General features: G+C 48.7%; 15 protein-coding genes. 2 read left to right on the top strand and 13 right to left on the bottom strand.

The window, feature by feature from the left end; all coding sequences use genetic code 11:
• Positions 1-251: 251 nt before the first annotated feature.
• From EII41_RS03240 to EII41_RS03290, 11 genes are all read right to left on the bottom strand, one after another.
• Positions 252-1604, bottom strand: a complete 1353-nt coding sequence (locus tag EII41_RS03240; protein WP_260425459.1) for an alpha amylase family protein — start codon at positions 1602-1604, stop codon at positions 252-254.
• Positions 1605-1608: 4 nt separating this feature from the next.
• Positions 1609-3069: a calcineurin-like phosphoesterase C-terminal domain-containing protein gene (locus EII41_RS03245; protein WP_124789403.1), complete on the bottom strand. Its 1461-nt coding sequence runs from the start codon at positions 3067-3069 to the stop codon at positions 1609-1611.
• 160 nt (positions 3070-3229) lie between these two features.
• Positions 3230-3367, bottom strand: coding sequence for a hypothetical protein (locus EII41_RS03250; RefSeq protein WP_185711510.1), 138 nt, complete (start codon positions 3365-3367; stop codon positions 3230-3232).
• A 53-nt stretch (positions 3368-3420) separates the two neighbouring features.
• Positions 3421-4812: an alpha amylase family protein gene (locus EII41_RS03255; RefSeq protein ID WP_221620694.1), complete on the bottom strand. Its 1392-nt coding sequence runs from the start codon at positions 4810-4812 to the stop codon at positions 3421-3423.
• A gap of 199 nt (positions 4813-5011) precedes the next feature.
• Positions 5012-6643, bottom strand: a complete 1632-nt coding sequence (locus tag EII41_RS03260; RefSeq protein ID WP_185711817.1) for a DUF5018 domain-containing protein — start codon at positions 6641-6643, stop codon at positions 5012-5014.
• A 14-nt stretch (positions 6644-6657) separates the two neighbouring features.
• The gene (locus EII41_RS03265) at positions 6658-8304 is read right to left on the bottom strand and encodes a RagB/SusD family nutrient uptake outer membrane protein (RefSeq protein WP_124789406.1); all 1647 of its coding nucleotides are present in this window, start codon (positions 8302-8304) and stop codon (positions 6658-6660) included.
• A 12-nt stretch (positions 8305-8316) separates the two neighbouring features.
• The gene (locus EII41_RS03270) at positions 8317-11781 is read right to left on the bottom strand and encodes a SusC/RagA family TonB-linked outer membrane protein (protein ID WP_124789407.1); all 3465 of its coding nucleotides are present in this window, start codon (positions 11779-11781) and stop codon (positions 8317-8319) included.
• Between the two features lie 48 nt (positions 11782-11829).
• The gene (locus EII41_RS03275) at positions 11830-12777 is read right to left on the bottom strand and encodes a FecR family protein (protein WP_124789408.1); all 948 of its coding nucleotides are present in this window, start codon (positions 12775-12777) and stop codon (positions 11830-11832) included.
• Between the two features lie 324 nt (positions 12778-13101).
• Positions 13102-13683, bottom strand: coding sequence for a hypothetical protein (locus tag EII41_RS03280; RefSeq protein WP_124789409.1), 582 nt, complete (start codon positions 13681-13683; stop codon positions 13102-13104).
• 110 nt (positions 13684-13793) lie between these two features.
• A complete protein-coding gene (locus EII41_RS03285; protein WP_260425460.1) occupies positions 13794-15299 on the bottom strand; it encodes a hypothetical protein in 1506 nt (501 codons plus the stop codon).
• Positions 15300-15348: 49 nt separating this feature from the next.
• The gene (locus EII41_RS03290; RefSeq protein ID WP_124789410.1) at positions 15349-16806 is read right to left on the bottom strand and encodes an aminoacyl-histidine dipeptidase; all 1458 of its coding nucleotides are present in this window, start codon (positions 16804-16806) and stop codon (positions 15349-15351) included.
• Between the two features lie 144 nt (positions 16807-16950).
• On the opposite strand from EII41_RS03290, the gene EII41_RS03295 reads away from it, so the two are divergent.
• Positions 16951-17178 (top strand): hypothetical protein, encoded by a 228-nt coding sequence (locus EII41_RS03295; protein ID WP_124789411.1) that lies wholly within the window; start codon positions 16951-16953, stop codon positions 17176-17178.
• 14 nt (positions 17179-17192) lie between these two features.
• On the top strand, positions 17193-17801 hold the full coding sequence (locus EII41_RS03300; RefSeq protein WP_124751803.1) for an OmpH family outer membrane protein: 609 nt from the start codon (positions 17193-17195) through the stop codon (positions 17799-17801).
• Between the two features lie 132 nt (positions 17802-17933).
• Here EII41_RS03300 and nagA read toward each other — a convergent pair whose 3' ends face one another.
• Together nagA and EII41_RS03310 are read right to left on the bottom strand one after the other, a co-directional pair.
• Positions 17934-19112, bottom strand: coding sequence for an N-acetylglucosamine-6-phosphate deacetylase (nagA, locus tag EII41_RS03305; RefSeq protein WP_124789412.1), 1179 nt, complete (start codon positions 19110-19112; stop codon positions 17934-17936).
• 30 nt (positions 19113-19142) lie between these two features.
• Complete coding sequence (locus EII41_RS03310; protein ID WP_124789413.1) at positions 19143-20327, bottom strand: iron-containing alcohol dehydrogenase; 1185 nt, start codon at positions 20325-20327, stop codon at positions 19143-19145.
• Between the last annotated feature and the right edge of the window lie 49 nt (positions 20328-20376).

Raw genomic sequence — 20376 nt, forward strand, 5'->3', positions numbered from 1 at the left:
TGTTGTACAACAACAGGGTCAAACATGCTGTTTAAGGGTCGTTGTTGTACAACAACGGGGCAAAACATGCTGTTTAAGGGTCATTGTTGTACAACAACAGGACAAAACATGCTGTTTAAGGGTCGTTGTTGTACAACAACGAGGCAAAACATGCTGTTTTAATATCATTGTTGTACAACAACGAGCAAAAACAGCTGTTTGAACGCCGGATACTCAGTTTCCGGCGACAGGATGTACGCCTTACCCGCGGTTTATTTCGCGTCGGCAGGCAGGGCGCCGCCTTCGCGCATGCCTTTCTCTACAGCGTCCCACATGTCTTTGTGAATAATGTGGACGATATCGAACACCATCAGTCCGTCCGACTTGGCGAGGTTCATCTTGATCGATTCGGTCAGTCCTTCGGGATTTTCATAAAATTGATCGACCAGAATACCGCCCAGAAATTTGTTTTCGCCAAGCACGCGGCGCAAGTTCTCGCACGAGCCTTCCACGCAGTACCAGATGTTTCGCTGCGCCTGCATGTCGGTTTCGTTCTGCACCACTTTGTCTTCGGCCATATAGGCTTCTTTGGTGATGCTCGTGTAGTAGTTGCCCACCATGTACAGGTCGATCAGTTCGGCATACCCTGTCTTTTGATACGTCGGCGAAGCCCAGTCGAATTCCTTCGACGGATCGTACTCCTTGCTCGCGAAATTCACGCCTACTTCGTAATACGACGGATACCACGCGCCGGTATAAGTACCGAAGCTCAACGCCGGATTCACGGCTTTGACCTCGTTACGCGCTTTCTCCATAAAATCGCGGATGTTCATCGCCCGCCATTCGAGCCATTGCAGGTAATGCTTGCCTTTTTCGGGGTAGTACGCTCCTTTATCGTCCTTCTTCCATTCATAGACGTCTTCGGGGAATCGTTCGACTTTTGCGCCCAGATATTCCTCGAACTTCGCGCGCGACAGCTCGGAGAAATCGGCCATAAAACCGTCGTAACGCACACGGTCGAGGATGATACCGTCGAGCGACGAGTACTTCTGTACCACTTCGCGGAAAATATTCAGAATATACTCCTGATATTCGGGAATGATCGGGTTCACCATCGCCGAATATTTTTTCGGAACCGACATGATGGGCACCAATCCCTGATCGGGAGTATAAGCGATCGTTGCCCACTCGGGGTGCTCGCCGAATACGACGCCGGAATTTTTGTAGTTATGCCCGGCCACGAACGTATTCAACGCCGCGTGAATTTTCAATCCGTTGGCGTGAGCCCGTTCGATGAAATAGCCGAGGAAATCGAACGATTCGTCCCGTTTCACGCCTTCCCACTCTTCGAGGAACGGCGCGTAAGCGCTGCGATACAGCACATGTCCCGAGATAGGACGTACATCGACTACGGCGTCGGTGAACCCGAGCGATTGAATCTTTGCCAGATAAAAATCGATCGAATCTTTGTGGTTGAAGCGCTCGAAATTGGCCGTGGCATCGAACCACATCAGTTTAGGAGTCTCCGTTTTCACTTCCGTTTCCGTATTCGCCTGCTTCGTTTGACATCCCACGGCGAACAGCGCGCATAAAATCGCGCAAATCATTGTTGCTTTTTTCTTCATTTGTTTACTTGTTTTTTGTTGGTTGTATACTTGTTTTATATTGGTTTCCGAATCGGTCGGTAGCTACGATTTCGACGGTCGATTGCCGCGAGGCGGGCGTCGCCCGAAACATGTGCGTCGTTTTAATCGGTGCAATCCATTTAAACCTCAGCCGGTCTTTGTCGGCACACATGGTCACGACTTCGGGATCGATGCCGTCGAAACGGGTCATCTCGCCCTGAAGGCGTCCGTCCTCGTACCATTCGACCTTCCAACCGGCATCCCAGTTCCAGATATTCACCGTCACGTCGTCGGGAAATTCCTTGTTCGCTCCGGCGGGATAGCCACGCATCTGATGATCGCGCGGGTGACCGGCACTCTTGAAATACCACGTTACGCGGTCGCCGTCGATCTCGTACACCCCGTAGCCGAGCGGCGTACCGTCGAGGCAATACGCTCCCTGCCACCACGTGCCGCAGATGGCCGCCGTGTTATGTTCGTACAGTCGCGGCGAGTGTACGATATTCTTATTGTAGTGCATGTGTCCGGTCAGGATATGCGCCTGATAGGGTTTCAAGAGTTCGAACAGTCCCTGCGCGTTGATCGTTTGCCCGCCCATCTGCTCGTTCGAATACGTGAAAGGTTCGGACTTCTCGGCCAATCGCGCCGGAATATGCATCGCCACGAAGACGGTACTTCCCGCAGGTACATGCGACAAGTCCTGCTCCAACCAGCGAAACATTTTTTCGGTGATATAGCCCATGTAGAAATAATCGCGGCCGATGTAAAACACATTGTCGAGTACGATGTAATGTACTTTGCCGCGGTTGAACGAATAGTAGGCCGGCCCGAAATGACGGGTGTACGTAGCCGTCGAAAGTTCGTCGGTGCGCCCGCCGTAACGCATGTCGTGATTACCGAGCACGCGGTAGAACGGTACGCCCGTCCGGCTCAGTTCGTCGATGTAACGGTTATAAAGCTCCGGTTTGTCGCCCACGAGATCGCCGCAATCGATGCCGAATACATCGCCCTGCGTGTACGCGTCGACGGTTTGCCGGCAATCGGCGACAATATCGACGTATGCTTCAAAATTTTCTTCGCTGAAAAACTGCGGATCGGCATGCACGACGAGCAAATGACGCTGATCATCCTTCGGATTCCGACGGAGGGAAAAGTCATGCTGTTGCGGTTTCGCGCGGTCGATCGCCCGATAGAACCGCGGAATGCCCGCACTGTCGGGTGGCAGATACCCCGCCGGTGTCGATACATAGACGAACTCGGCTGTCGGATCGGTCGCGGGCAACGCGTAACGCCCTTCGCGATCGGTCGTCACACACGTTTGTCCGTCGGTAACAACCACGCCCGATATTCCTTTTCCTTCACACGTCACACGGCCTTCGACGGCCGTCTGCGCCGAGGCTTCCGGAGCGTTCCATCCTCCGCCAAACACGACGCACCCTAATACATACACAAAAAATCGTTTCATACGTTTCTTTTTTTCTTGATTTGTCCTATACATTATATATATGTTATATCTTCTCGTATGGTCCCGGCCGATCATAACGGGAGGCTGTGCCAAAAAGTATCTTTCCGACACAGCCTCTCTCTTTTCTCAAGCCGCTATCCGTCAGCGTTACCGTACATTTTTATTGCAGCGTTACCTTCCAGAGCATCACTCCGCCGTTCGTGCAGAGGAACGCGACATGGGCCGACTGACCGTCAGGAGCGACACGTACTTTCACCTCCCCCGTCACGTTTCCGTTATTACCAAGCGCCTTGTCCATCGGAAACTCCAGCCACCCATTCCACTTGCGCGTATGAATGAGACTGTTTTCTACTACTTACCGGTGCTACCCATCGCCAGCCGGATACCTTCTTGGGCATAGCTCCACTGGTTGGCCAGTTTCAGATGGATCATATCGAAAAGGAAATATCCGTCGCAAGCGTCCATACAGGCTTTTACGGATTTCACAATGGCCTCGTTTTCCTGCGCGGGGGTAGCTGTATTTTTCAGGTCCCAGTTACCCACATCAGGACCTCCGGCCACCATCGGACAATCCTTTCGGATTTTCTCTTTCGCCAAACGGCAAAATCCTTCCATCGTCCACTCCGTACTTCCGTACACCTTGAGCGGCGAGGCGTAAGCTCCGATCAACATCTGATCCATCAAGTCGGCATACCCGTACTTGCGGTATTCGGCCGAAGCCCAACGGTAATCGGAAGCGGAATATTTCTTGCTTGCCCAGTTGACGCCCACTTCGTAATAAATGGAGTACCAACCGCCGACATACACGCCAAATTTCACCTTCGGGTTCGTATCTTTAACCGATTTACGGGCTTTCGCCATAAAATCATGCATCACTTTAGCCCGGAATTCAAGCCATTTCTTAAAATAAGGAGGATAAGACGTCATCTTGTTTATATCGGCCATCGTCGCGCCTTTAGGCAAAATATCGTCGGGGAAATTGTTGACTTGCTTTCCGATATAAGCTTCGAATTGTTTGCGCGTCAGGTCGGAGAAATCGGACTGAATGCCGTCGAAGCGTCCTCTGTCAAGAAAAATCCCGTCCAAATCGTATCGAGCGAGGTCTTTCAGCAATGCGCACAAGTAGTCTTGTACTTCCGGATTTACCGGATTAAAGAATTTGGTGTTTCGCTGACCGTTACTCAGCGTATTCGTAATACCGGACGCGAGATTTTCGGAGGTCGCCCAGTTCTTTTTCGACGCATCGCGAAAGAGGATGCCTTCCGCTCCGAGCGAAGTGCTGTTGCCTCCGGTCATCGTGTTAAATCCGGCATGTACCTTTAAGCCCAGCCGATGCCCTTCATCGATAAAAGCCTGAAGATAGTCCCACGTTGCCTTCCGTTCGATTTTCGTATACGTACCTTTTACCCAAGCTCCCAGCCAGCTAACCGGTTTGGATCCGGGAACGGAAGAGCGATAGAGAAGGTCTCCGTTGGTCGGACGCACATCCACGACCACATCGGTAAAACCGGCCTCTTTGGCGAGCGCGAGATCACGAGCGATATTTTCCTTGCTGTCGGCAAAATCGGGAAAATTGGCAGCCGCATCGATCCAGATAAATCGAGGTTTCTTCGAAGCCGGCGTCGTAACATCAGGCGTATCCGGTTCTTTCGGCCATTCCCAGGGCAGTTCTTTCTTTTCTTCTCCACAGGCGGAAAGAAGCGCCAAAATAAGCAGTAATAAATAAGCGTATGGATATTTCATCATAAAACATAAAAAAACGATGTGTCATAACGGGCGAATAGCGTCGTTGCTTGCGGAATGCGAACTCGGTCACATACCTCTTAGTATGCTCCCTCGCCCTCATCCTTAGCGCCTCGCATTTCACCCATTCTTACACATCTAAAGAGGGTGTGCCCAAACATTGCGTTTTGACACATCCTCTTGTATAAACAATTTATAATTACATCAGTTTACTTACATCGATACAATCGAACTCATAAGCGTCTACCCCTCCATTCGTACCGAAGAGATACAACACCATTTTCAATCCGTCGGCAGAAACTTTCAAATGAATATCTGCCGTTGAGTTTGCGTTGTTGTCGGTCGGTAACGAAGGCGATTTATATACGAGGGCATTATCCCCTCCGATGCTCGAAGGAACGGTAACATCGAAAATGAAACCGGTTGCGTTCGCTGCATAGAATTGACTGCCTAAAGCAAGATACGTAGCTCCGTTAAATACGGCTAAATCGAGCGCATGGTTCACATGCTTATCCAGACCCAGACCGGTTAAGTTCGCTCCGGCATTCAACGTTCCGTCCGCATTGAAGAACCCGACGGCATTCACAGGACCGTAACCGGCAATAAATAAGCCTTTGTTCAAATCTTTCTCCGTAGTGGCCGCATCGGCGACAAAGTTCCATTTAATCTTCGTCTCATCGGCCGTGTATATCTGCGGCTCCTGCGACTGCAATACGCCACCGGTTACCGTCCAGTAAAGAATCTTGCTCGACTTATCGGAAGGAGCGAAAATAATCGCATCTCCGTCCAGACTTCCGGAAACAGACATCCTACGTCCCGATACGGGTGCGTTCTTGAATTCGATATACTTCTCCGGGTTGGCGGTATCTTTTATTCTGTAGATCGTCAATGTCCCTCCGGCTTTGTTGTTGTAATTCGAAATAAGCAAATTATCGTTATCATCATTTGTGATAAAGAAGTTGCCCAAGCTGGATTTGAATGGCAACGAAATAGCACCCACCTTTTTACCCGTAAAACGATCGATATATGTCAAATCAGTGTTTCGCGTATTGATAAACACATATTTGGAAGATACGGCGATACCGGTACTCCAGTGATTGCCTTGATTAATTCCGATATCGGACAGACGAACACTGAACAGTTGCTTGGCGCTTTCTTTACGCAATCCGTACGGTATTTTATCGGGAATAATGACCTGAACCGTATATTTCTGTATTGATCCATCGTGGGCCGTTACCGTATATTCCACCGGCTTACTGAAATCCTGCGGTAACGAGGGATCGGGAGAAACCGAAGCATGAGCCGATGTCTTGATGGTCGGCACCATATTCGAAAGATCCAATCCTCCGGAAATAAGTCCGATCATTTTCTTATCTTCGAAAATAATTCCCTGTATTCCTTTGGGAAGCGAAAACTCGGTAATCATTTTCTTGGAGCTCTTCCGACGTTCTCCTTTGACCGTCAGTTTCGATTTCGACCCGTTCGGCGAAGTAACGGTAATCTGATGTTCCTTCGTCAAATCAAAGATACCACCTAATCCCGGTTCTACCGTAACATTATTCGGTAAAGAAGCATACAACTTCATCTTCGTCAGATCCGTCTCGTTGTTACTGTCTTCGGGATAGAACCAGGGAACAACAAAGGTCAACACATCTCCGTCTTTATAAGGAGCAGCTTTCTCGGGATAAAAGTCTCCCGACCCATCGGAGAATTTAACATTAAATCCGTGTGCTCCGGCCGAAGATTCATCCATCACCAACTCCTCGGGAGTTTGGCAGCCTGTTAATGATAAGGCTATGCTGCACAATATGCTAAAATAAATATTTTTCATCTTTCTTTCTGTTTTTATTTCCATTCATCTAATTGCTGAATAGCCGAATTGTTGGCAAGTTCGGCAGAAGGTATAGGAAACGACTTTTGAAGTCTTTCGGTATATTTTCTTACCTGATCGTCTACAACCACATATTGATAGCTAAACGAATTTCCGTTTTTTTCTATTTTCAACCCATGAAAACGCACGTTGTTAAGCTCCGTCATGGCTCTGTTCCACCGGCGAAGATCCCAATAATATTGTCCTTCAAAAGCCAATTCTACTTTTCGTTCATGACGTACAGCCTGCATTAAGGCATCGCCTGTTTTGGCGCTCCAAGGCAAATTGACACGTTTCCTTACGGCGGTAAGCGCCTGATTGGCCGTTGCCGCATCTTTCAATTCGGCCGAAGCTTCGGCTAAGTTCAAATACACTTCGGCCAGACGAATTTCGATCCAGGGTTGTGTGCTGAGATTTTTTTCCACATCCGTATTCTTTTCATCCAAATTCTTTCTCAAGAAATATCCGGTAACGGTATGTCCGTTCGACGCCGAAGCAGAACCATAGTCCTGAAAGCCATCGGCACCTCCCACAAAGGCTTCCACTTTGCGTCCTTTCCAAGATGCGCCATTGTAGAGTATGGAAGCTTTGAAACGAGGCTCCAGAAGTTCGTACGGAGGTGTTTCGGTTGTTTTAGAACGCCATTTACTCCAGTCGGGCTTCCCGCCGGTTGCCAATTCGTATTCTTCTACCATTTCCTGAGTCGGCCCCGCCAAAGCTCCCAGTCCGGCATAATCGCCTCCGGGCACGTAGTTCTTGTCGAAGTTATGCGTCGGGGAAGGGGAAACATAGCGGAAATACAGGATCGCTTCCTTGTTTCCTTGCTCATAGCTTGCGAAAGCTTTTTGATATTCAGGATTGAGTTCGTACACAAGCCCTCCTTTATCATCTTTCAAATCGATACATTCCTGAGCGGCCGTTTTAGCCTTATCCCATCGTTGGGCATAAAGCATCACTCTCGATTTGAATGCCAAGGCCATTCCTTTCGTCAGACGTCCCGATTCGGCAGCCGGACGAGTAACCGGGAGAGAAGCGATGGCTTCATTCAAATCCTTTTCGATGAAATCCCAGCCTTCAGCTTCCGACGCTCTCGGATTGTCTTTATGAGAAGTCGGCTTATCTAATAAGATGACGCTCTTATGCCGCTTCATCAATTGAAAATAGATATAAGACCTGAAAAAACGCAACTGCCCTTCAAAATCTTTTTTCTTCTCCTCCGGAAATTTAGCGAACTCATTTAATCCCAACAATGCCTCATTGACACGACGCACCCTTTCGTAAGCATCGTTCCAAACACCGAGCGAGTTCTGATCAGGCGTGATGCGTTCGGGATAGTACGCGTAGAGATTAGGCGTACCTACCCCCGCAACATTTCCGGCATATTTGAGTTGGTCTGTAAGACCATCGGTCAGCAGGGTTGCCCCGAATTGTCCGTTTCCAAAGTTTCCGTAAATGCTTATATAGGTATAAAATCCATTTAAATAAAGGGTTGCATTTTTTTCACTTTCCCACGTGAACTTATTCGAATATTTATTGGTAGGCGTAGGATCTAAAAAGTCCTGACAGCCGACAAAAAGAATAAAACCGAATAATAAGATGGTATGATAAAATCTATTTTTCATAATTTGCTTATTTTAGAAAGTAATGTTTAATCCGATACTGTATGTTTTCTGTTGAGGATAATACCCGTTGTTTACATCGGGAGCCTCCGGATCAATATACGGCATATGACTCCATGTAAACAAGTTCGATCCTGAAACATAAAGACGCAAATTATCTGCCCCTATCTTCTGTACCATTTTTTTAGGAATGCTGTATCCTAATTGAACGCTTTTAAGACGCAGATAAGAGCCGTCGATCAGCCAAAGCGTATTGGCATATCCGTTATTGTCGGGTTCGAGGGTCAGACGCGGATATTTGGCATTCGGGTTATCCGGCCGCCATGCGCCTTCCATCAGGTAAACGGGAGAGTTTCCGCCTCCGTAGAAAGGACGCGTAAACTGAGTGTTATCCCAACCTACTCCATGATAAAATCCCATCAACGCGACGTCGGACATGGCTCCGCCCTGAAACAGTGCCGAGAAGTCGAATCCTCTCCAGTCGGCACTCAGATTCAAACCGGCAATCAGTTCGGGATAATTGCTTTTGCCGATAAACGTACGGTCTTGATCGTACGTAATTTTTCCATCGCCATTGAGGTCTTTATACTTGATGTCTCCCGGACGGGTCGGTTTACCTGCCACAACAGCCGAATTGGCAATCTCTTCTTCGCTTTGGAACAGACCCAACGCGATAAAACCTTCTTTTTGTCCGACGGTACGTCCGTTATTCTTCTGCCAATAAGGGATATTCGGGCTTTGGTCCCACTTAATTATCTTACTCCGTGCCCAGCTCACATTAGCTTTAATTCGGTAGTTGAAGTCATTGATGCGGTTATTATGCGAGAGCGTCAATTCAAACCCGCGGCTATCTACAATCCCTTCATTCACGTAGATAGGGTAATACTTTCCGACAGAAGGCGGATAAGAAGAAGGTTTGCGTAAAATATCGGAAGTCACTTTATAAAACGCGTCGAATTCTACGCCGAGTTTGCCTCCCCAGAACATGGACTCGAGTCCGAAGTTATAGGTGGTAGCTACTTCCCACAGCATATCGGGACTTGCTACAACATCGGTCATCAAGGCTTTCTGAGAAGCTTCTCCGAAGATAACGGATGCGTCTTTCGAAATAAACTTCATGTAGCTCAAGTAAGAGAACGGATCCACCGCCGCATCATTCCCCAATTTACCGTATGAAGCTTTTATTTTCAGATCGTCGACAAAAGAGAGGTTCGAGTTGTTTTTAAAGAAATCTTCGTTCGAGATTCTCCATCCCAAAGAGAGTGCGGGGAAAAAGTCCCAGCGTTTGTTCTTCGCAAATTTATACGATCCGTCATAGCGACCCGACAGTTCGGCCAGATATTTCTGTTTGTAGGCATACGTAATACGTCCGACATAGCCAGCCCGAGGAGATGTTTTGCTTTCTCCGCCAAACCCTTTTCCGATATCGCTGATCTTATTCATCAGGTCAAGTTCTTCCAAACCGAGAATATCCAGATCAATTCCGGATACGTGAAATTTATTGAATCTTCTGTCGGAATGCTCATAAAGGAACAATCCGGTCACATCGTGATCGCCGAACGTATTGGCATAGTTGATCGAATACTGCCCGGTAAACCGGGATGCTCTTCCCATCGACTCCGTCAGAGAAGGTCTTGAGATAGCCTGAAAATTATTTTTAGTGTAAAATTTATCCGTATGCAATTGGGTAATATCAGCCCCCATCAACTCATACGTATTTTTAAAATTCTTTCCATACGTATAATCATGGTCGTAGCTTAACATTGCTTTGACATGTAAGCCTTTTATATGGGGGATATTCCATTTCAAAGAGAGGTTGCTTTGCAGAACCGCCATCGTTGTATTGTTGTATCCCGATAAATCTCTTGCCGCAATCGGGTTCATCGGTATCGGATTCACTTTCGAACCGGTAGGAATGCCTTCGTACTCTTTCGGCAGGAAAGGTAAAGCCTTCACCGCTTGCCTGAGAATGCTGTAACTGTAAGCACTTCCTTCGATACCACCGCCTTTTCCTGCGTCTAAAGCCGGAGCTTTTCTTTCTTCCAACCGGGCACCAATATCTAACGATAAAGACAGGTTTTTCGTGATATTGGCGTCTACATTGCTACGAATGTTATAGCGTTCGAAATCGAAATTCTTGATATTTCCCTTCTGATTATAATACCCGGCCATAACGTAGTACTTCACATTTTCATTTCCTCCGTTTACGGCAATATTATGATGTTGGGTATGTCCTGTCTGGAAAATTTCATCCAGCCAATTCGTATTTCCCAGTTTACCGCTCGGATCTCCGTTTCTCATTTTATTCACGTCATCTTCCGTAAACAAAGGATCTCTTCCGTCCATTTCGCGGGCTTTGTTATAGTAATACGCATATTGAGGCCCATCAAGGAATTTCGGGAAAGCGGTATTCTCGTTGGACGAAAAACTTGTTGAATACGTGATTTTTGGCTTCTGAGCAACACCTTTTCTTGTAGTAACGAGAATGACTCCATTGGCCGCCTGCATTCCATATACCGCTGCTGCCGAAGCATCTTTCAGGATGGTAACAGACTCAATTTCATACGGGTCAAGTTGATTATACGAACGCTGCACCCCGTCTACCAAAATAATCGGAGCATTGTTTCCGGTCGTTGAAAATCCTCTTACCAAGATACTGGCATCGTCACTACCCGGCTGCCCCGAAACCTGCGTAGAGGTAATACCCGGCAAACGCCCGGTAAGCATCGAAGAGATGTTCGATACGGGATTCTTTAACAGATCTTTTCCCTGAATCTGTACGACAGAGCCGGTAACACTGACTTTCTTCTGCGTACCGTAACCGACAACGACGACTTCGTCCAGAAGTTTGGTGTCGTCTTCGAGCACAATGGAAAAATCTTTCCGGTTTCTGACCGTAATTTCCTGCGTCACATAACCAATGTACGAGATCTGAAGAACGGCCTTTTCTGATACCTCGAGCGAAAAGCGACCGTCGATGTCGGTGATCACGCCGTGGCCTGTGCCTTTCTCCACAACATTGGCGCCAATGACCGGCTGCCCTTCAGCATCGACCACTTTTCCGCTGATACGCCTCGAAGCCTGAGTAACGGATTGTTTAACGGCCTCTTGTTTGTCTTTCGAAAGGACGATATAAGAACCGTCGATTCGATACTTGATGCCGGAATTGCCAAACAATTCCTGCAAGGTCTCCCGAATCCCCCGCTGACGTACATGGACGGAATACTCGCGCTTCATGTCTACATCGCCCGAGTAAACGAACAAATAGCCGGACTGAGATTCGATTTCATGGATAATCTGTTCGAGGCGAACGTTGTTTTTTTCGAGCGAGAGTTTGTTTTCCTGCTCCGACAATACACCGGCATGTACGCTGCCGGAAGCCAGCAGAAACGACAGCACAAACACGTTCGTACATCGAAACAGGTTTCTCAATAAAGGATTCCGTTTACCCGGGTCCTTCGATAAATGTTTTTTTGTCATGTTGTTAAATGTTTTATTTATGATGGATTAGATATTTAGCATGAACTCTCAGCGAATATAAATGACCGATTCGGCATCGTCACGTTCAAACACATAACGCTCTTCCTGTTGCAGCAAACGCAATACATTTTCTACTCCGTCCGATATGCGGAACTTCCCGCTGAAAACTTTCCGCCCGATCCGTTCGTTTTCGATCCGGATCGTAATGCCGTAACATTTTTCGAGGCGAGACATCAATTCTGCAAAAGGAATGTTCCGGAAACAAAGCAGCCCTTCGCGCCAACGGTAGCTTTCGTACTCGTCGATCGAAGTAACCGCCAGCCGTCCGTTTGACTCGACCGCTTTCTGATTCGGTACAAGCGTAATGGGATGAGCCGGATCGTCCGCAGACATAATTTCGACAGCCCCCTCCATCAACGCTGTGGAGAAAACGTCCGAACCGTGATAAGATTCGACGTTAAACTTTGTCCCCAGCACATTGATATCGTAGCGTTCGGTACGCACAACAAAAGGATGACGCGCATCGTGAGCTACCTCGAAATAAGCCTCGCCGTCGAGCTGCACTTCACGCACGTCGTCCGAAAAATACGAAGGATAGGTGATAACCGAACGAGCATTGAGCCAAACGTTCGTTCCGTCCGGCAAACGAAGATTCGCGCGTTGTCCGGCCGGAACGGTAAGCGTATGCCTTGCCGATCTTACTTCGTTCATCTTCGCCGAGTAAACCGAAAAAGCGATCCCGGCAACTACAGCGGCCACAGCAGCCATTTTCAGCAATTCTACCCCTACTCTACGATAAAGTCTCCGTTGTTTTTTAGCACGCAGGATAGCTTCTTCCTCTTCTTTTTCTGACAAGATCAGTGCATCGAAAAAAGCACGTTCGGACATCAGCTCTTTCATGTGCTCCTCCGACTCCGCCAGCCATTCCTTGACCGACCATACCTCTTCGGACGTAGCCGTTCCGTCGAAAAAACTATGTAACGTTTCGCGTTTCATTTATTATCGTTTGTGTATAAAGCAAACGTTTAGACATAAACCCTAAATAAAACCCGAAAAAAACGAACTCCTTATTTTTATATATCAAATAAACTGTGGAAAATTTTCATCCTGATTTTCAGAAAACGACATAAAATAAAACACTGGATTCCAGACATTCCAAAACAAATAAAAGATATTTACGAATTTTCAAAAAGAATCAAATGGGCAGAACGGATTTCTCAAGGTTGAAAAACATGTAGGGCGAAAATAGGCAAAAGAGAAGGTGCCCTGATTAATTCCGAACACCCACTTTCTTGATTTTGTATTCTAAGACAACTCTTCTTACTCCGATACGGTAAATCCTTCGGGAACCGTAAATTTCTCGGCCGGAACTTCGACATTTTCCTGTACTTCAACGGCCTCTTCGACCACCGTCATCCCGCCAACCTGCGTTTCCGTCTTCAACGGAATGCCTTTCCAGAGCCACAACGTCGCCTGAAACGTCTGTCCCATCTCGGTCAGTTCCAACGAAACTTTTTTGCACGGACGATCCAAGAAGGTTTCTTCGCCCAATTCCTGATATTTATACTTTTCTTTTTGCTCATCCGTCAGCGTCAGAAAGTTGTCTAATTTATCAGGCTTTTCCATCCGCTGAACAGTCTTTGCGTCCAAATCAATACTGGCAATCGAATTACCCTCATCGAGCGTACGCATATTCTTCTCGGTACCGGCAACGTTAACCGTCGTCTCTACCGCTTCCATCTTCCCATAATCATCGAAATACAATATGCTTTCGACTTTCTGCCCCATTACATTCGACACCTTCTTAACGATGCCCGATTTGATTTCATACTTGGCCTCCTGTGCCGTTATCATCCCTACTGCTGCTATCAACAGCATCATTACAAACCATGTTTTTTTCATCTTCTTTCGGTTTTTAGTGTTAATAACTCATTTTGTTTCTTCACATCTTCCGCTGCACGTGCCCAACGGATTCCGTGTTTTCTATGAAACAATCCGAAAAGAAAAATGGTTCATTTCTTCTTTTTTTCTTCTTGATAAACGTATTCGTAAGCGCCGATCGACGGGCCGGTAGTGTTATTCAGACGGCCGACTCCGTAGCGGTCGGTCGGATACCGTGCCGTTACGGCACGGTCGGCCCCGCTGATTCCAACGGATTTGTTCGCCAACCGGAAGTCAAACGCATAAGCATCATCCTCGCTTCCGGTGCGGATATACGTTGGTCTCCGGTTGAAGATGCACTGAACGAAGCGCGGGTTATCCGTTATTTTTTTCGTCTGGATAAGGCATGAATTAAAATGATAGTTGAATCCATCCCCACCTTCGGGACGGTTATCTTTCGTAAAAAATGAGATTTCCCCCCGGTAAAGTTTTGTCGTATCGTCATGCAGGCTTCCGTCGATGATGCAGTTGTCGAAAGCGGCCTGTCGTATCGGAAGATGCACCGATCGATTATTAATTTTCGCCGTATCGGAAAGTACCAGTGCAGCCACCCGTTTACGTGGCGCCAGCTTCATGTAGTTCGCTATCGTGCAATGCGTGAACTGATAGAAACCGCCGATGAGACAGACGGTGTTTTCGGCCGCGTTCGTAAATTCACTGTTCGACGCTTCGATGCGGCAGTTAACGGCTGTCAGCAGGCTGCCTTGGCTGTTCGTGATCTGCGAATCGTGGATGCGGATTTTCAGGTTATCCGGAGTCGATTCGTGGAAAAACAATCCGGAGGTCGTATTTTTTACGATCACCTGTTCAAACTCGTTATCGAAGCTCGATGCCCCAAAGTAAATACCGCCCCATTGTCCCGGTATGCGGTCGTAAGCCAAAGTGACGTTGGTATAGATACTGTCTAAACGGTCGCCACGGAAAACGATCGGTTTCTCACGCGTCCCTTTAGCCTTGATATTGCCGGAGACGATCAAGTTGGCATGCTTGTGAAAATAAAGCGTAGCACCCGGTTGCAGCGTAACGGTCACCCCTTCGGCAACGACCAGACTGTCGTAGATAAGGTAAGGACGATCGGCCGTGAGCGTCGTATTTTGGGTGTACGTCACCCCGCCTTTGAGCAGATGTACATCCTGTCCGCAAGCCTGCAACAGTACGGATTGTCTGACACCGTTCGTATAGAACAGTATGGAATCTTCGACAATCATCGGTTGATCGGAGTTGTTCGGATCAACCGTCACCTCGACAAGGATATAGAGGCTGTCTCGCTTCCAGATGTCGATGTCGCGAAACGAGCTGCCTTTCCGGCCGTCTACATTGATACGGAATCCGCTCTTTCCGGGATTAGCGAGCGACACCGACTCGATACGCAGATTCTCGTTGTGCGGGTTATAGACCTTGAAGTGCTTCGTGGCCGAACCGATCGTGGTAAATACGGTATCGAACGAAAGCGTATCGGTCGAAAAACCAAGTCGGAGGTTGGGGTTGGTCGAATAATCGCCTACCCCTTCACAACCGACGGTCAGGTTGATAAACAACCCGATCAATAAACTAAAAATGATAAACTTTTTCTCCACTTTGTCTTAGCGTTCTACCGTAATAGAACGCCTTTTTGCGCGGAATATTTTATGCGGGAATGTTTTTCAGCACCTCAAGCAAATGTTTCCACCACAAATCGACAGTGGCAATCTCGATCCGCTCCGTGGGCGAGTGTACGTCGCGCAACGTCGGGCCGAAAGAAATCATGTCCAGATAAGGATACTTTTCGAGGAACAATCCGCATTCAAGTCCGGCGTGAATCGCCATAATTTGCGCTTCCTTACCGAACAGCCTGCGATACGTCTCCTGAGCCACCTTCAAAATCTCCGAGTTCGGGTTCGGCGCCCATCCCGGATAGCCTTCGCCGTGCTGTACTTCGGCACCGGCCAGCAGGAACACGGAGGCAACCTGATCGGCCACGGCATTCTTCGCCGACTCGAGCGAGCTGCGCTGACTTGTACCTACGACGATCTTGCCACTCTCCGGCATCTTCACCGACGCCAAGTTGGTCGATGTTTCCACCAGTCCTTCGATGTCTTGGCTCATCCCCATCACGCCGTGCGGGCAGGCGAGCAACGAACGAATCAATCGCGTGGCCATTTCCTTCGGCATGCATGTCTTCGGCGCTTCAACCGTCTCCATCGTCATGCGCACGTTCGGGTCGACGTGTTTGAGTTCATTCTCCACATCGGCCTGAAAACGGTTCAGCAACACGCGCACCGGCTCACGGTCTTCATCTTTCAGACCGATAACGGCATAAGCCTCGCGGGCAATCGCATTGTGCAGATTTCCTCCTTCGACAGCGGCAAGTGCCATGTCGAACTTCTTATCCAAGGTATAAAGGAAACGCGCCATGATTTTGTTGGCATTTCCGAGTTGCTTGTGAATATCACCTCCCGAATGCCCGCCGTTCAAACCCGTAACAACGATCTTGAAATACTGTAACGAGGCCGGTACAGAAGCTGGTTCGTACGTGAATGTCGCGACTGTTCCTTTACCGCCGGCACATCCCATAAAGAGCTGTCCTTCGTCTTCGCTGTCGAGGTTGAGCAGAATTTTTCCGGTCATAAAGCCTTCGGCCAATGCCGCCGCGCCGGTCAGACCCGTCTCTTCATCGACCGTGAAGAGGCATTCGATCGGGCCGTGCTCAATATTGTCAGACGCCAGCAACGCCAGTTCGGCCGCCATACCGATTCCGTTGTCGGCCCCCAGCGTCGTCCCTTTCGCACGCAGCCATTCGCCGTCGATAACCGTTTCTATGGGGTCGTTATCGAAATCGTGCGTTACGTCGTTATTCTTTTCACAAACCATGTCCATGTGCGACTGTAATACGACGGTCGGCAATTTCTCATATCCGGGTGTAGCAGCTTTTGAAATAAGGATATTTCCCACGGAGTCTTTCTTGATCGGGAGGTTGTGTTGAGCGGCAAAGTCTTCTAAATACCGAATGATTTTTCCCTCTTTCTTCGATGGGCGAGGCACTTGAGTGATTTCGTAAAAATACTTCCACACGACGGCGGGCTGTAAATCTAAAATTGTCTTCATGTTTTTAATTATTTACACATTGATTTAAACCGTTAATATTGTTGAAGATACAAGTATCAAACGAAAAAAAAAACAGAAATATTCGCAAAAAGGAACGTTCTATTTGGCGAAACTTGTATCTTTGCGTCCACAAAGATAAGAAAAATGTTTATCACGCTAACAATAGGAACAGCAATTATTATTTTGACTATTTGTGTCGTTCTGCTCTGCGTAAGGGTCATTTTTAAAAAGGACGGACATTTTCCGAATACACACATCGACAGCAGCCTCGCTTTGCGCGAGCAGGGGATTTGCTGCGCAAGAACACAGGACAGGCAAGCTGCACGTCATAAAAACCTTGCAGAGCGCATGAAAGAAATGAATATAAATTAAATTTTGGCTGATATATGAAGAATAATGTAAACTATGTGATCCAAGGGATTCTCGCGATTGCCGTGATTATCCTGTTTGTAATGTATTTCTCCGGGAAAAAGAGCGGTACTCCCGCCCTGAGTACGACAACCGAGTCGGGCGAACAGATTGCCGGCTTTCCGGTGGCGTATATTAATGTAGATTCATTATTACTAAAGTACAATTTCTCTATCGACCTGAACGAGCAGATTCTGAAAAAGCAGGAGAACGCGCGTGCCAACTACACACAAAAAGCACGCAGTTTGCAATCGGAAGCCGAAGAATTCCAGTACAAGTTGCAAAACGGCGCATTTGCTACGCGCGAACGGGCGGAGCAGGAACAACAGCGCCTGATGAAAAAACAACAGGAACTGCAAGAACTCGACAGCCGATTGACACAGGAACTGATGGAACAGACACAAGCCATGAACGAGCAATTGCGTGATACGGTAGTACACTACCTGAAACAATACAATCAGGACAAAGGCTATCAGATCATTTTCAGCAATACGGCCGGCAGTCCGATCTTCTTGGCAGACGATGCTTATAATATCACAAACGAAATCGTGGAATACCTGAACAAACGGTATTCGGGCGCGAAGTAAAACAGAGAAGTCAAAAATAAAATCAAATAAAAAGAGGGTGTGTCAAAACGACACATCCTCTTTTTTTCTTTTTGCGAACTCGCTCCTCCGGCAGCCGATGCTTCCGGAAGAGCTATTCGGATTCGAAGAGACCTACTCTCTGTTCACCTCCACGCCTTTGCAAAAGGTTTTTACGACGTTGAACCGTGCATCGACGAGGTTGATATCGGCATCTTTGCCGACAGCAATCGAACCTTTGCGGTCGAAGATTCCCATCATCTTGGCAGTCGTGCCGCTCGTCATCCTGACGACGTCGGTCGCCGGCAGTCCGACGTTGAAGATGAGATGGCGAACCATCCCGTCGATCGGAGTGATAGACGAGGCCAACGAGGTGCGCGCGCTGTTCATGACGACCCCGTTTTCGACGACGTACGTCTCTCCGCACGAATGAATCGTGTCGCCGTGCGTTACGACGCCGGCCGCTCTGCTGGCATCGGAGCAGACCGAGAGCCTATCCGCCCCTTTGCAGCGGTAAGCAATCTGAATCAGTTCGTTGGGCAAGTGATAGCCGTCGCAGATGATTTCGGCATACAACGCGTCTTGCGTCAATGCCGCCTCCACGACACCGCCGATGCGGAACGGGCCCGTTTTCTTCGTCTGCGACATGGCGTTGTAGAGATGCGTCACGCTCGTCGCTCCCGCCTCTATCGCTGCCAGCACATCCTTGTATTCCGCACAGCTATGCCCTACCGACAGTTGGATGTTCATCGCCCGCAACGCCGGAAAATAATCGAGGTTACGCCCGACTTCGGGCGCGATGGTAGTGCGCCGGATGACGTCGCTGTAAGTTTCGTAAAACCGCAGATGATCGTCTGTCATGGGGAGAATGGCGTCTTCGGCCTGACTTCCTTTATAGACCTTGTTCAAGAAAGGTCCTTCGAGGTGACAGCCTGCGATCTCCGTCTCTCCCGCTTTGTTCTGCCGCATGACCGAACGAATGGCTCGCAGCCCTTGCTCAAGCGCGGGCAGCAGGTCGGCCGCCAACGTCGGGTAGAGCGTGGTCACACCGTGCCTGCCGTAAAATGTACGCATCTTCACGAGGGCTTCTTCCGTTCCCTGATTGCAGTCGTACCCGCCTCCGCCATGGCAATGCACGTCGATATAGCCGGGCACCGCCGCAAGCCCTCTCCCGTCAATCACGGTCTCCGCGTCTGCCGTCTCTTCCGAAGTACGACAGACCGACGCAATAACACCGTCGGACAGCAGAAGACTTCCGTCGCGGATGATTTCCTGTTCGGTATAAATATCGATGTGAGTAATCCGAATATTCATAGGTATTTTGTTGTTGAAGTGTTTGAGGGTTTATTGGTTGGCCATGCGGTAGATGGCTTCCATATCCTCACGATTCAGTTTCTTAAAGTTACCGGCCGTTACGCTGCCGTTCCGACTGCATTTATGGGCCATCAATCGAATCTCCTCGTCGGTGGCTACGCGCCCGATCAATTCTCGGATGCTCACCGGCATGCCGATAGCCCGGTAGAAGTATTCCATCGCCTTGATGCCGGCCAGCGCCGTACCTTCGGGATCGGTAAAGTCGTTGTCGATCCCCATCACATTGACGGCAAAGCGAACGAAACGGGAGACATTCTCACGATAGGTGTAACGCGCCCAGCTTCCCCAGAGGGCTGCCAGCCCCGCGCCGTGAGCTACGTCGTACAGAGCGCTCAGCTCGTGTTCGAGCATGTGCGTGGCAAAGTCGGGCGTTGTCCCGCATCCCGTCAGGTCGTTGTGCGCAAGACTGCTGGCCCACATAATCTGAGCGCGATGTCGATAATTCGTCGGGTCGTCCAGCACCTTAAACGTACTGTCTCTGACGACGCGCAGCAAGCCTTCGGCCAACGTATCGGTAAGCGTCATATCGTCGTCGTGAGAAAAATAGCGCTCCATCGTGTGCATCATGATGTCTACCGCCCCGCAGGCAGTCTGATAGGGAGGCAACGTATAAGTGCGCTCCGGATTCATAATGGCGAAACGGCAACGTCCGAAGTTGCTGTCGTAAGCCCGTTTAAGCTCCCCTTCTTCCTTCGAGATCACGCTTCCGCTGCTCATCTCGCTCCCTGCCGCAGGGATGGTCAGTACGGCCGCCACGGGATAGCAGGCTCGTGCTTTCGCTTTACCCTCAAAGAAGTCCCATACATCGCCCTCGTAGGCCAGTCCGTAGGCAATCGCCTTGGCCGAATCGATAACACTTCCTCCCCCCACGGCAAGGATAAAATCGACGCGCTCGCTGCGTCCCAGTTCGATACCTTCGTACACTTTCGACAGTCTGGGATTAGGCACGACACCGCCCAACTCTACGAAAGGAATCTGTTCGCCGTTAAGCAGATCGCGGATTTTTCCGAGCAAACCGGAGCGCTCGGCGCTGCCTCCTCCGTAATGTATCAACACCTTGTTTCCTCCGTAACGTTTGATCAGCTTCGCAACTTTCTCTTCCGAGTTTGCTCCGAATACCACTTCGGTAGGAGCATAATAAGTAAAATCTTTCATGACGCGATTTTTTTAAATTTTTGGAGAGACAAATTTAAGCGAAAATCCC

This window comes from Tannerella forsythia (genome assembly GCF_003860135.1).
GTDB classification, from domain to species: domain Bacteria; phylum Bacteroidota; class Bacteroidia; order Bacteroidales; family Tannerellaceae; genus Tannerella; species Tannerella forsythia_A.

What these genes read in the sequence shown, in the direction of transcription:
- EII41_RS03240 (WP_260425459.1), bottom strand. Translation starts at nt 1,604, where the DNA reads ATGAAGAAAAAAGCAACAATGATTTGCGCGATTTTATGCGCGCTGTTC.
- EII41_RS03245 (WP_124789403.1), bottom strand. Translation starts at nt 3,069, where the DNA reads ATGAAACGATTTTTTGTGTATGTATTAGGGTGCGTCGTGTTTGGCGGA.
- EII41_RS03250 (WP_185711510.1), bottom strand. Translation starts at nt 3,367, where the DNA reads ATGGACAAGGCGCTTGGTAATAACGGAAACGTGACGGGGGAGGTGAAA.
- EII41_RS03255 (WP_221620694.1), bottom strand. Translation starts at nt 4,812, where the DNA reads ATGAAATATCCATACGCTTATTTATTACTGCTTATTTTGGCGCTTCTT.
- EII41_RS03260 (WP_185711817.1), bottom strand. Translation starts at nt 6,643, where the DNA reads ATGAAAAATATTTATTTTAGCATATTGTGCAGCATAGCCTTATCATTA.
- EII41_RS03265 (WP_124789406.1), bottom strand. Translation starts at nt 8,304, where the DNA reads ATGAAAAATAGATTTTATCATACCATCTTATTATTCGGTTTTATTCTT.
- EII41_RS03270 (WP_124789407.1), bottom strand. Translation starts at nt 11,781, where the DNA reads ATGACAAAAAAACATTTATCGAAGGACCCGGGTAAACGGAATCCTTTA.
- EII41_RS03275 (WP_124789408.1), bottom strand. Translation starts at nt 12,777, where the DNA reads ATGAAACGCGAAACGTTACATAGTTTTTTCGACGGAACGGCTACGTCC.
- EII41_RS03280 (WP_124789409.1), bottom strand. Translation starts at nt 13,683, where the DNA reads ATGAAAAAAACATGGTTTGTAATGATGCTGTTGATAGCAGCAGTAGGG.
- EII41_RS03290 (WP_124789410.1), bottom strand. Translation starts at nt 16,806, where the DNA reads ATGAAGACAATTTTAGATTTACAGCCCGCCGTCGTGTGGAAGTATTTT.
- EII41_RS03295 (WP_124789411.1), top strand. Translation starts at nt 16,951, where the DNA reads ATGTTTATCACGCTAACAATAGGAACAGCAATTATTATTTTGACTATT.
- EII41_RS03300 (WP_124751803.1), top strand. Translation starts at nt 17,193, where the DNA reads ATGAAGAATAATGTAAACTATGTGATCCAAGGGATTCTCGCGATTGCC.
- nagA (WP_124789412.1), bottom strand. Translation starts at nt 19,112, where the DNA reads ATGAATATTCGGATTACTCACATCGATATTTATACCGAACAGGAAATC.
- EII41_RS03310 (WP_124789413.1), bottom strand. Translation starts at nt 20,327, where the DNA reads ATGAAAGATTTTACTTATTATGCTCCTACCGAAGTGGTATTCGGAGCA.